A 12,301-nucleotide genomic window follows, 5' to 3' on the forward strand; every position below is an offset into this window, starting at 1 on the left:
TTTGGCGACCCGTCCGCCCTGCTGCCCGGACTTGCAGTGCTGTACGCGGCGGCACCGCAGCCGCTGCTGGACGCGGCAGCGATGACCGAGTTCATGACCACACCCCGCACGCACCTCACCATCGACGCCCACGCCCTGTCGCCGCTGCAATGGATTCGGGAAGGGCGCCCGCTCGAGACAGTCATCGCCCTGTTCCGGGAACGTGAATGGTGAGCGCCGCCAGCCGCCCCGACCTGTTCCTACTCAGCGTCGCTTTCGACCTCGCCGGCACCCACGGGCACATGTACTTCCGCGACCCGACCAGCCCGGAGCTCCGGCAAGTCATCGTTCACAACACCGACGGAAGCTCCGGCTACCGGTGCGAACCAGCACACGGTGACACCCGCGACGGGTGGGAGCCGTTCCTCACCGAAGCAGGCCGGCTCATGGCCCTCATCCGACCAGACACCCCGGAAGAACGCAGCTGATGCAACCCGCACTCGAATGGGTCGCCGCGGCCTACGCCGGGCGGCCTCAGATCACGATGCCATACGGGCTCGGCGACACCACCGACCTCACCGACACCCTCGCCGTCCTCAAACTCGCGGGACTCGCCGCAGCCGTGGAGACCCACGACACGATCCGCCTCGCCGACGGCCGCCGCGCACGCTTCCCAACACTGACACAGCGGCCTCGCGATGAGGACGTGGATGACGCGGAACTCCTCCTCATGGCACCGCGGACCGTGACGGCGACGCAGATCGCGCTCGCTGAACAGACCGCGACGGTGCTGCTGGTTGACGTCGACCGGCGACGCGTGTGGATCGGCGGGAAGCAAGTCCTTGGAGTGCACGAGCGGTGGAAGGACGCCGCCCCCCATCTACATCACGTTCGCCGTCGCCCGGATGCTCGCCGTCAACGGCGCCACCTTCGACAGGCTCGTCCGGGCAGGGCTGACTGCCGGGCAGGTGGATGACGGGCTCGCGCGACTCGGGAAACGTGTGCACCGCACCGACATCGGATGGGAGTCGCGACAGGTGGGCGGCCTCGTCGACTGCGCTATCGCCTGCTACCCAGGACCAGGCGGCGTCCGCACTCGGTGGACGTCCGACCTGCCGCTCATCCAGCAGGCGGAACGACTCATCAGCGTCGGGTGCCGGATCTCCGGCCGTGCCATCTCCGACCGCCCCGGCTACCCCGCATCAGCAGGCGCGAGATGCCCTACCGGCTCGTCGCGTTCACCGAGCAGCAGGTCGACATGGCCGCGCTCGGGTTCGAACCCGACACGATCGGCTTCGCCGGCACCGAACTCATCCGGCTCGCCGACCCAACGATCTTCCTGACCGCAGCAGCCGCCGACTACACGGACCGCACCGACGACATCATCACCGCCAACACGCTCCTCCGCGCCGACTTCCGCAACGACGACGACGCAGCATCGTTGCAAGAGGTTCGCGACCGGCTGCAATTCCTCGCCGACACCGGTTACGACCTCCGACACAACCTTCCGAACTGACGCCGTCTGTTCGACGCCCAACGCGTCCGGTTGAGGCAGGTCCGTGAGATCCGGATCGGACAAGCTATTCGGGACGGCACGACGCTCGGCCGGCCGACGGATCGCCGTCGGTCGGTGAACGACCGTCATCTGAGACGACTCCCTAGCGCGGCCCTCCTGATGGTGGAGGATTCCACTGAGGACGCCACGACGTTGAATGCCGGCGTCAGCGGTGTTGTGCCGTAGGTTTCCTGTCGGAACCTCACAGATTGGCATTGCCTTCGATGACGACGTATGGCTACCGAATACACACGCTCGAGCCGCGCCTCGGTCGTGCCCGCGGAGACAACGGCGCGATGCCGTTAGAGGACGTAAGTGCCGCTGGCGGCGCTGTCGATGCGTTCGATCAGTTCAAGGTCGAGTTGCTTGCACTGCAGGACGATCGCACGCAGCTAGGTAACCCGACGTTCTACGTCGACGAGGTCACCGAGGCGGAGAGGCAGGCGCGCTTAGACGAGGCTGAGGGGGGTGCCGTACTTCGAGGTCACGAACGTCGACGTGGAGGATCGCCGGATCCGCGTGACGATCGAGACCGGCCGTGAGCAGGATCACGATGCACTGGTGAGCCGCGACGGCACGCATGAGCCGATCGAACGGAAAGCAGCGGTACGAGGGATGCAAGTGGTCCTGCTGTTCCCGACGTCCGGGCCAGCGGCAATCATGCTGTCCGAAGTCCGTGGGCAGACCTATGTCGGGGAGCTGCTGATCAAGTGGCTGACACGCCGTGCTCAGCACGCCGCTGTCACAATCAACGAGGACAACCGGAAGGTCGTCGGCCCGTTCCTCAACTGGCATCTCACCCCGCAAATCGACGGCGCTCGGTTAGACGGGATCCTTGGTGAATCAGCCGACCCGTCGTTCCGCTTGCGCCGCCGAGGTGTCAGCGCCACCGGCACGCGCAGCAGTTACGACCTGGAACTGGTGCAGTGGGGGTTGAAGAAGACGCCCGTCGAGCGGGTGTTCGGCGCGATTCTCGCGATGGCAGAACGACGGGGGTCCACGACCGAGCTCGAGCGCCGGAAAGCTGCTGCCGCCGACGTCATCGAGCTCGTCGATCCGGCTGTCAGGAGTGGCGACATAGAGTACGACGACGCGGAGATCTCGATCGTTGAGAGGGGCAAGCGGCAGACCATCACCGCCGAGACTGTCGACAAGCTCTTCATCTACCCGCTCGGGCCGGTCCGCCCGAAGGGGTACCGTCTGATCTCCGAGGCTGCCCCGGTGGTGAACCGCATCGCGAAGGCGCTGAAGATCGCCGTCACCCTCCCTGAATGACCCGCTGATCGAACGGAGGATTTACACCGTGGCCTCTCGACTCGTGCCGATCGAGCTGTTCCGTGGGCACTGGAAGGCACTCAGTGATTACCGCAGCGAAACCCCAACCCCGGACCGCGCCACCCGTGCCACTCTGATCATCGGCCCAGTCGCCGCTCTCGTGGCTATGCTGCTGATCCCTGGCGCGCAACTCGCTGCTCCTGGGGCGCTCCTGAGCGGTGTAGCGCTGCTCGCGGGCAGCTTCCTCGCCGCGTGGGGGCAGATCTCCTCGATGCGATTGAAGCTCACCGATCGAATGGACCTCTACGGACAGACTGAGCAGATCGATCGGGACGCCCTCGACGAGTCCGCCGCGCACCTTCTCGTCGCGTCTCTGTTCTCTGCGGCGGCCGCGCTGATGCTCGTCCTCGGCATGAACTTTGCCGCAGATCCAAAGTCCGGCGCGATTCACGGAATCTTCGCTGCCCTAGCAACCGGCTTCGCCTCCTATGTGTTGCTCCTCTTCCTGATCGCCGTGCCCCGGTTGTACACCGCATATGTGAATCTGCATGCGGTCCGCGCTGCGTTGAACGGCACCCACAAGAGCCATCGGTGAGAAAGTCGGCGCCGCTGACCGGCGGAACCTTCTCAACGCCTCAAGACCCACCAGTCATTTTGTAAGTCACCCAGACAAAGCGGCGCACAGCAGGACCGCAGCGATGCTCGAAATCATGACCTGAACGGTGAGGGCGACGCGCACCGTTGGCCGCCGAGCCAGCACCGGTGCGCCGAACTCAACAGTGTCCGCCGACACCACTGACTGTCCGCCTCACCATCGACTCCCAGGACGGCCAAGGACCGGAGCGACATACCGAAGCCTGAAGCTATGTAACGAAGAGGTTACGTAAGCGGTAACGGCTTTACAGGCTTGCTACAGCAGCGCTCCGGCCAGTCTTGCGTAGTGGGGGGGAGCAATCGAACTCCGAGACGGCGGGGTTAAGCATGGAGCGCAAGGCGAGTACCTCCCAGCGCTGGCAGCCACGCGCGGAACCTCAGGGTGTTCGCCAGATCGGAACCCCGGCAGCGCGCAGCGCCTCAGGTAAGCGTTCGAGTATGATGCGCATCGCGGAGACGAGCGCCTCAAAGCCCGCTGCCGTTTCATCCACAACATCCTCGAGCAAGGGCGGTAGGTAGGTAGAGAACGTCGAAGCGCTTAGGGTCAGCGCGCCGACTGTTTGGTCTGCTGCCCATGGATTCGCAGATGGCACACCCCCCCTGGACACTCTGAGGACGCAGGCGGTGGTATCCCGCGTCTCGTCGGGCCAATAGCGCAGTCCACGCCGAGTTCGACGTTAAGCCCTCCAGCGGCACAACGAGGTCTACTAATGCGGACTCGCCGGTTCGAAGTGCGGCCTGCTTAAGGTGCTTCACGGTTTCGACGTTGAGGGAAAGGTTGGCAGTGCGCCCCGCGTCGAACGGCACCGGCAGGCCCGTCCACCGGAGTTTCTTATCGAGCCCCGCAGCGCCGCTGTGGATCCGGACGACTCGAGCGACGACGTTGACTGCAGCGTGTCCCGCACTCACGGCCCATAGTCCTGACGCCTCCGCCATGGCGCGGCCAGCCATGGAACGGCGACTTTCGCTGGCGTCATCAACCCGGGCGTCTCGCCATACCTCTCCATCACGGAGTGCAGCGAAAGCAAGTCCAAGTTGCTCACCCGCGGCTGCAGCGCGTCCCAGGAGGTCCGCGAAGTAGCCGTGTGGCAAACCTCTTGTCACACCATGAATCTCTGCCCACTCGTACTGGGCGCCTAGCATCTGCCAATCATGCGACACCATCGCGCTTGCCCGACTGACGGCGGTGAAAGGCTTGCCTGTGTCACCGGGTGACAAGCTGCTGACGACGGCGGCCACCACGGGGCCTTTCGGATGCTGTTGACTCACACGTAGAGTTTGATGCCCCTGGGTCGACACCACAACGGCTGCTCGCGGAACACTAGATCAGAACCGATCACTGTTGGGCGGCAGTGGCATGCAGGCGAAAGAGCACGCTCTCACGAGCGTGACGCTATCCTCAAGGCGTGCAGTCCGCCGTAACGAACATCTACGACTTCCTTGATGTATGGCTCGACGGAGAGTTGAATCTGACTGGAGCGCTCCGTGCGGCGGAGTGGCCGGAGGAACACCTTCTCGAATTCAGCCGTCAGTGGCCGGATCCGGATGGTGACTGCCTCGAAGCTGAACTGCGCGTTCTTTCGCCGGGCGAATTTCGGCCAATCGTCCCCTTGACCGGCGGCTCGATCGGTAGCCGAGCGCAGACGGTCCTCGAGCTACTTTTGTATGCGCCTGCCGTCGTCGTTCCGTCCGGCGACCTCCATGCTTCCTGGTCGCGTGGGCGACCGATGGATGGAGCGGCTCGGAATGACTTGAGGCGACAGCTTGAATGGCTTGCCGTCCTTCGCCCCTTTATCGAGTCGGGCGCCGTTGAATTCGTTAGAGGGCACGAGGGTGACGAGCTTGCGTCGATGTTCGACGGCGTCGGTGATGAACGGACGAATCATCGACTTAGGCTTATCGACGATATGACGATGAGCGATTGGAGCGAGGCCGGCTGGAACTGGCCGCAGGAGGTATCGGCCGACGAGATGTTTGGGCTCAATCGTGCGGTATCGCTTCATCTCGGTGCCTCTCTGGTCCTTGCGGCGGAACAAAAGGGGCAGTTCACCGCACTCGATGTGGTGAGTGAGATCGCAATGAGGCGGGCAATCGGAGGTCGTCGTGTTGAGGATGGGCGGGTCAGCATCCTTCGGCGCTTGGGGGGATTTCGACCTCCCACGACTGGTTGAGCAACCAGATCTACTTCGCAACCTCCGAAGCGACGATGCATTTGAAAGCTGGCGAGCAGCGCTTCAAGCGGGCCTAGCTGTCGTCGGCGAGATACCGGACACTCCTGAGGGCCGCAAAGAAGCAGGCGGCGTGCTAGCAGATGTGCTGCAATCGAAGCTCTTTGCCGTGAAGAAGGCAACTTCCACCTCCGCCGTCATGTCCGCAGCAGTCCGTGGTTCGAAAAATTTCGCTATCGGGGGGAATCGGGGCGGCGATCGGGACCGCGATCACTCAAGACCCTTCGGGTCTTGTCGGCGCTGCCGCTTCGGGTGCCGCCGATGTTGGCTGGGAGTATGTCGACCGCCTCGCGAAGCGCCGCGCGTCTTACGCCGTACTCGACATGACAATCGCTTTCACTGACTCAGCGCGATGAGGCTGAGGTTATAGGCGCCTGGCCGTCGCGGGACTGCTGCAGGTTCGGTTGACTCCTGAGAGGTAGGGGCATGTCCTCCTGCTGGAACGATGTGCGCACGGTGAAGGCGTATCCGGAAGAGTTCCGTCGTGACGTGATCGCGGTCGCCCGCTAGGGTGAGACATCGGCGCCAAGGACAAGATTGGCCAGCGAGGGTACTCAAACCCGCGATCACGATCGTCCGATCGTCCCAAGCGCGATGGGCCGTCGGTACTCCGAGCCCCGATAGTTCCAAGGGTCTGCTGTTGGTGCTTCACCGAGCTGATGACCGACGAACGAGACTGACGGCAAAGAGCGAACCGTAGTCATGCGTGCGCCAATTGTCCCGACGAACGGGAATCATCCGCCGGTAGCCGCTGGCACTCAGCTCCTGTTCTTGGCGACGTCCCCTCGCGGATCACTCTCGGCAGCCGTGGCCACTCGCGCTGGCGCATGAGTAGCGACAAGCCGTGACCTGATGTCAAGATGCAGACTGACCAAGGGGGGAACATGACGAATCCGACACCCGCGACCAATCCTGCTACGGCATCGCCAGCCGATACAGTTGATACTGTCGCCCAGTTGACCAGCCGCACCCTGAAGTGGCTACTCGCCGGGCATCTCTCGGGGCTCGCCGCTTCCTTCACAGCCTTCGGGGTGGCTGTTCTCCTTCAGCAAAGCGCGGCATCCGTCACAAATGAAGCTATTCATGGTCAAGGTTTGACGGACGCTGAAGCCGAGGCGCTCATCGCCCGCGTCAACGATGGGTCGTCGAGAGCAGCAGACTCCTGGCTCACAGTCAGCTGGATCGCCTGGCTGTGCTTCCTCGTGTTCGCAGTCATCATTTCCGTCGTGCTCTTTCTCACAACCAAGGGCCGGATGCGCGAGCGTCTCGCGACGAACGGGTGGCTCTACACCTTCGTTTGGACAGCAGCATTGGGCGCCGCGAGCGCGCTTGCCCTCGCCGCGCTGTCTAACGCACTGATAGCGCATCTCAGTGCCTTCGCGCCATGGGTGTTTTTCGCCCCCCGCGGTTATCCTTCTCGCCGTCGCAGCGCGCTTGAGTAGCGGATTCAGAAAAGCCCTTTTCCGATTCCTCAAGGAGCGCCTCCCTTCCTCGGCTACCTCTACGTAAGCGTCCACCAACAGCCCTTCAGGAGATCAGCCGTCTCGCACGACGCTCGGCCTATGGCGCAGACAATGCCCAAGCTCCCAGCTGTTGGCTCGTGCGCCCCGCGCTGACCATCGCAGGGGGGCATGGAGACGGACGTCCCGACCGAGCACTGAGTCGCTTCCTCGCGGCGTGCTGCAAGAGACTCGTCCCACCTCCAAGCACTTCGTCACGCCCGATTTCGGCCTATCGTTGCAGGCCGCTTTGATGGTCGGATCGCCGCCTCTCGGCCTGCTCCTCGTGTTTTGCTTCCCGTTTCCGCGCCTTCTCTGCAGCAAGGTGCTGCCTGGTCTGCTGTTCTGCTTCGCGCTCCGCTTGCTCCCGCACCCATATCCGCACGAACTTGCTCGTCTTCTCACTCAACGGGTCCTTCAAGCCCCACGACGCCGCCGACAGCACGGCTTCGACGCGCTCTCCGATCAGGAGCAGAAGCCTTCGGGCAGCGACTGGGCTGAGTTCGACGACAACCGGCACGAAGGCGTCGTCCCTGAAGCCTGACGCAGGGCTGTAGTTGGAGTAACGACCGAATGCGTACGGCGCTTCTTTGAACCCGAGAGCGTGTTCCTCTGGACTGAGGTCGGCCGGTCCGAGGTGTGGGTGCAACGACGCAGCGAGCTTCTCGGCCTCTTCCTTTCGATGGGGACGTCCGTAGCCGTGAGCGTAGAGATCACGTAGCTGCGTGATCGGCGCCATCGCGCCGCCACCGATGCTCACCGGCCTGCTGAGGCAAGTCCGGTAGAAGAGGTCCGCCATTTTGCGAGACCAGGAGTGATTGCCCTTATATACCAGCGGCTCAGCATCGACGAAGAGTGCCCCCCGGAATGGAAGCGAAGACGATTTCTGATAGAGCTACGCCGCGGCTCACGAGCATCAAGCCAGTGTGGGCATGAATCTCGAGCGGATTGGCTCCGAAGGCTTTTTCGGCCTCCCAGTAGACGTCGCCCATGTCGTGGAGTTCCGGGTCCAAGCGTGTTTCGACGTTCCCGACTACCTCTTCGAAGCGTTTGTCTATCTCCGGGCCGACAACCTGCAGGTACTGATGAATCGAGGCGAAGTCTCGGCGCGCGTCGTGAGCGATAGTCCGTAGGCGCGAGGCCCATGGTCCGGCGCTCGGATCGTCCTGCTCTATCACCGCGCACCTCTTCCAACCGCTTGTCCCTCGAGTACTGGTCCGCGGGGCTTCCCAAGAACACTTCGACCGCTGGCCTTCATTTTTCGCATGAGAAGACGGTAGAACAAACCACTGACGTCACGAACCGAGCGCGTCATGGGACCCGCACCAGTAGCCGATGCGCTGACAAACCTGTTCGGCCCACCCGATGGAGACCGGAGCTGCAGGGTCTGGAGCGAGATGCGCGTCTCGGGGGGCCGATCCCCGCACGCGCAGCGACGATTGCGCCATTGACGACGGCGATGCTGTCTCTCTCACTGCGCTTCTGTCTAGGTGTCGACGGGCATTGAACGTCCGCAGCTTTGCCGACGAACGGCGAGAGGTCGTTCGCTCAGCCGATGTCAGTAGTGCTTCAGGATGTACCCCCCAGGCAGAGTCGAAGGGCTCACCGGTGAGTGGCAGCTTGTACGTCCGGAACAGTTGACGCAGCTGACGGCGGATTGCCTTTTTGGAGGCATCCTTCGTCGCCCAGTTTGGATGCACGGCCTGCTTGACGAGGGCATCAACCTCGGCGACGACCTGTGAGACGAGCACGGTCATGCCCTCGGGGCGGTGCTCTTCGAAGATGCGCGTGAGCATGCCGATGTTCGGGTCTGGGAGATCTGCCAGGACCCCGCCATCTGCCTCTACTTCTGTAATCTTGAGGTCCTGTGCGACGCCGAACAGCGTGGTGAGGAACTCGATGGAGTCCTCCGCCGTCGCAATGACCCGCTGACGCAGCTGATCCAGGCGCTCGGCAATCGACGAGTAGCGAAGCGCTCCCTCGCCGCCGCCGTCGAGCTTGCGCTGGATGCGAGCGGTGAGGGAATCGAGGATGTCCCTTGCGGACTTCCCCTCGTACTCGGTCGGGACCGGCGGCAGCTGACCGCTCTCGCTCATCTTGCGGATCGTCTCTGCGTCGGCGATCACGACAGCGATGTTCCGATCGGAGACTCGGACGTTGCGCATGTGCTGGTGGACCAGCTCGCGGGTCTTCGGCCCGAGACGCTCCCACAGCAGATCATCGTCGTCGCTCTCAGCCGGGATCGCGGCATACACCTGCGCGTACCAGCGGTAGTCGTTAGCCCAGTCATCGAGAGCCGCGTCCGGGAAGATCGTCTCCCACAGTCCCTGCGAGAGAGCGAACTCTGCACGGAACTCTGCGCGGTCCTCGGTGTCGGCCGGCACCCGCTCGAGCGCCGCCTGCAGCGAGTCCATGGATCCGTCTCGGGTTATGCCCACGAAGCGGCGGCGAATCTCCTTAAGGGCGCCCTCGAGGGTGCGCAGTAGCTCCTCGGTGTCGATCTGGCGCTGTGCGTGTTCGGGGTTGGAAGGAGCGATCGCGCGAGCGAATCCGTCGCCGAGGCCGACATAGTCGACGATCGTGCCGTAGCTCTTAACGAAGCCTGTGTCCGGGTTCCGCCACGGCCTGTTCGTTCGGGTGATTGTCTGGAAGAGCGTGTGGAGTTTCATCGGCTTGTCGAGGTACAGAACGCCCTCGATCGGGGCGTTGAACCCGGTGCCGAGCTTGGCCGTGACGATGAGGAACTTCAGCGGGTCGTGCGCGTCCCGGAACCGGTCCAGCAGCGCTTCCTCTTCGGCGTCACTGAGCTTGTACTGCTCGTAGTCGCTCTTGCCCGACGCCGAGATGACGACCGCCACCTCGTCTGCGCGTCCGGCGCCGGCCAGCGCGCCACGGAGAGCTGCGTCGTAAAGAGTGCAGAGCTCCTGATCGGCCACGACAATTTGTGCCTTCATCCCGAGCGGGTCGATCGACTTGTAGAAGTGCTCGACGATGTCGGCGCTGACCGCTGCGATCCGTTCCGGGTTGTGGAAAATCGCCCGAGCATTGGCGACTCGCCGGGCGTTGGACTCCTTTTGCGTCTCGGTGAGTTCTTCCTCGGTGGCAAGCGCATCGAATGCCGCGTCGAGCTCATCCTTGGCGATGTCGAACTTTACCGGCCGAGGAATGACCCTCATCGGCACGGTGGTGCCATCGGCGATGGAACGGTCCGAGTCGTATGTTCCGAGAGCCCATTCCGGGTCCCGCTCGTCTCCGAACAGCTGGTATGTGTTCCGGTCCAAGTCTGCGATCGGAGTGCCGGTGAAGCCGTATCGGTGAGCGCTCGGGAGCGCTGCGCGCATCGCCTCACCCAGCGAACCCTCCTGGGTGCGGTGGGCCTCGTCGACGAGCAAGACGATGTTGTCACGCTCGCTGAGCACGCCCGCGCCAGCGAACTTGTGCACGGTGGTGGCGATGATGCCGCGCTGGCCTTGCTTGAGCGCCGTCTGCAGCGAAGCGAGCGTGGCCGCCTTGACCGGCTCGGGGACACCGGCGGAGGCGAACTGCGAGAAGGTCTGGGTGACCAGCTGAGTGCGGTCCGCCACGGCGACGATCGTCGGGTTGTTCATCCGCGGATCGAAGTACAGCCGCGTGGCCACCCACGACATCGTGAGCGTCTTGCCCGAGCCCTGCGTGTGGTAAACCAGGGCGCGGGAGCCTTGCTCGCTGGTGGCTCTGGCGACGATCTTCTCCACTGCCTCGTACTGGAAGTACCGCGGTAGAAGCTTGATCGTTTGGCCGGCGCCGTCTGCGTCCTGCACGTCGAACGCCGCGTAGTGCTCAATGAGGTTGAGTATGACCGTCGGGTTGAGAAGCCCCGCCACGCTCATCTTCACCCGGTCCCACCCCTCGACGGTCGCTGGCACCTCCGACGAGCCCCAACGGTTCCAGTGGTCCAGAGGGGTGCGCACGCCGGCGTACCGAAGGTCCTTTCCGTCGGTGGCGAACGACAGCAGGTTCGGCGTGAAGAACACTGGCTGATGCACCTCGTAGGAGGAATGGATGTCCTTCGCACCGTCCTTCCACGTCACCGTCGTTGACACCGGCGTCTTCGTCTCCCCAACCACGATGGGGATGCCGTTCACGAACAGCACGATGTCGAACCGAGCCCCCTGGTAGGTGACCTCGTCAGAGACGAGGAACGTGTTCTGTTCCGGGCGGGTGAAGCTGATCGCCTCGTACGGCTCGACATGATTTGTGTCGGGCATCAATACGGTTCCGCCGCCGCGCAGCAGACGTGTAAACGTCTGGTTCGCCGCCATGAGGCCCTCGTCAGCTGCGCTGAGCGCCGCGCGACGAAGTTCTCCGAGCACCGCATCCGCGCGCCCCGCGAGCCCCGGGTTCAGCTCCTCGATCGCGGCGCGTAAGTCTGATTCGACGAACACCTGCGACGTGGTTCGCGGGAGGTCCTTGCCGGGGATATAGGTCCACCCGGCGTCCACCAGCAACTTCACGAGCGGATCCTGCACCGTGCTCTTCTCGTTGTACCCGTCGCTCACGCGGCATCCCCCCTTCAGCAGAGTGTCATACGAAGACGGAATTTCGTGCTCCCCGGACAGCAGCACTGTCAGCAGGTTGTGACGCAGCGTGCGGAGCGCCTCGCCAGCGGCACGGGCGGACAGTGCGACGTTCTCGAGTCTGTCGAAGGTTGCGACTTGGGCGGCTCGAATTTCACTATCTTCCGGCCATGGCACGTGCATATTGCGCAGCGTCCCTGCCGCTATGTTGCCGAGACCCGTGGAGCCGGACGCCGCGGCTGTCATTGCAGCCTGGAATGATGGCGCCCGCATCATCCAGTACAGGTGAGCGGAATTGGCGGACTCGACGGGCTCGACGACGAACTGGAAGGCGGATACCGTGGCGCCAATATGTCTCTCCGGTACGCGGTAGATGTTGCCGATCCGATCGTGGTTGCCGTTCGTACGGATCGCGATCAGCGAGTTTTCGGTGAGGCGCGCAACCTTGGCGCTAAGTCCTTGAATGAGCGTGGGCTCTCCGCGGATACTGCCGTCCGGCTTCGTATTCGCGATCGTGAGTACCGGCGTCACGCCCTCTCCGGCGTTGCTGCGCAC

The 12,301-nt window shown here is 63.5% G+C and carries 11 protein-coding genes; 8 read left to right on the forward strand and 3 right to left on the reverse strand.

Annotated features, from left to right (window positions below; translation table 11 throughout):
* The first annotated feature begins 81 nt into the window (after nucleotides 1-81).
* The 8 genes from DEJ15_RS04190 to DEJ15_RS04225 all read left to right on the forward strand — a co-directional run bounded on the left by DEJ15_RS04190 (nucleotide 82) and on the right by DEJ15_RS04225 (nucleotide 7,133).
* Nucleotides 82-213, forward strand: coding sequence for a hypothetical protein (locus DEJ15_RS04190; protein WP_258365791.1), 132 nt, complete (start codon nucleotides 82-84; stop codon nucleotides 211-213).
* Nucleotides 210-467 carry a hypothetical protein gene (locus DEJ15_RS04195; protein WP_146232811.1) on the forward strand — a complete coding sequence of 86 codons (258 nt, stop codon included), beginning with the start codon at nucleotides 210-212 and terminating at the stop codon, nucleotides 465-467. The genes DEJ15_RS04190 and DEJ15_RS04195 overlap by 4 nt, the downstream gene beginning before the upstream one ends.
* Complete coding sequence (locus DEJ15_RS04200; RefSeq protein WP_284175668.1) at nucleotides 467-955, forward strand: hypothetical protein; 489 nt, start codon at nucleotides 467-469, stop codon at nucleotides 953-955. Before DEJ15_RS04195 ends, DEJ15_RS04200 begins: the two co-directional genes overlap by 1 nt.
* Nucleotides 956-1,195: 240 nt before the next feature.
* Entirely contained in the window at nucleotides 1,196-1,495 is a 300-nt protein-coding gene (locus tag DEJ15_RS04205; RefSeq protein ID WP_110823232.1) for a hypothetical protein, read from the forward strand.
* Between the two features lie 507 nt (nucleotides 1,496-2,002).
* The gene (locus DEJ15_RS04210) at nucleotides 2,003-2,809 is read left to right on the forward strand and encodes a hypothetical protein (protein ID WP_284175669.1); all 807 of its coding nucleotides are present in this window, start codon (nucleotides 2,003-2,005) and stop codon (nucleotides 2,807-2,809) included.
* Between the two features lie 28 nt (nucleotides 2,810-2,837).
* Nucleotides 2,838-3,404, forward strand: a complete 567-nt coding sequence (locus DEJ15_RS04215; protein WP_146232807.1) for a hypothetical protein — start codon at nucleotides 2,838-2,840, stop codon at nucleotides 3,402-3,404.
* 1,465 nt (nucleotides 3,405-4,869) lie between these two features.
* Nucleotides 4,870-5,634 (forward strand): hypothetical protein, encoded by a 765-nt coding sequence (locus DEJ15_RS04220; protein WP_284175670.1) that lies wholly within the window; start codon nucleotides 4,870-4,872, stop codon nucleotides 5,632-5,634.
* Between the two features lie 941 nt (nucleotides 5,635-6,575).
* The gene (locus DEJ15_RS04225) at nucleotides 6,576-7,133 is read left to right on the forward strand and encodes a hypothetical protein (protein ID WP_284175671.1); all 558 of its coding nucleotides are present in this window, start codon (nucleotides 6,576-6,578) and stop codon (nucleotides 7,131-7,133) included.
* A gap of 289 nt (nucleotides 7,134-7,422) precedes the next feature.
* Here the strand turns inward: DEJ15_RS04225 and DEJ15_RS04230 are convergent, their stop codons facing one another.
* From DEJ15_RS04230 to DEJ15_RS04240, 3 genes are all read right to left on the reverse strand, one after another.
* Nucleotides 7,423-7,989, reverse strand: a complete 567-nt coding sequence (locus DEJ15_RS04230; protein ID WP_284175672.1) for a hypothetical protein — start codon at nucleotides 7,987-7,989, stop codon at nucleotides 7,423-7,425.
* A gap of 40 nt (nucleotides 7,990-8,029) precedes the next feature.
* A complete protein-coding gene (locus tag DEJ15_RS04235; protein ID WP_284175673.1) occupies nucleotides 8,030-8,368 on the reverse strand; it encodes a hypothetical protein in 339 nt (112 codons plus the stop codon).
* 117 nt (nucleotides 8,369-8,485) lie between these two features.
* Complete coding sequence (locus DEJ15_RS04240; protein WP_284175674.1) at nucleotides 8,486-12,301, reverse strand: HsdR family type I site-specific deoxyribonuclease; 3,816 nt, start codon at nucleotides 12,299-12,301, stop codon at nucleotides 8,486-8,488.

This window comes from Curtobacterium sp. MCJR17_043, from assembly GCF_003224315.2.
Classification (GTDB): domain Bacteria; phylum Actinomycetota; class Actinomycetes; order Actinomycetales; family Microbacteriaceae; genus Curtobacterium.

Coding starts and splice junctions, on each gene's coding strand:
- DEJ15_RS04225 (WP_284175671.1), top strand. CDS start 6,576: ATGACGAATCCGACACCCGCGACCAATCCTGCTACGGCATCGCCAGCC.
- DEJ15_RS04200 (WP_284175668.1), top strand. CDS start 467: ATGCAACCCGCACTCGAATGGGTCGCCGCGGCCTACGCCGGGCGGCCT.
- DEJ15_RS04230 (WP_284175672.1), bottom strand. CDS start 7,989: ATGGCGGACCTCTTCTACCGGACTTGCCTCAGCAGGCCGGTGAGCATC.
- DEJ15_RS04190 (WP_258365791.1), top strand. CDS start 82: ATGACCGAGTTCATGACCACACCCCGCACGCACCTCACCATCGACGCC.
- DEJ15_RS04205 (WP_110823232.1), top strand. CDS start 1,196: ATGCCCTACCGGCTCGTCGCGTTCACCGAGCAGCAGGTCGACATGGCC.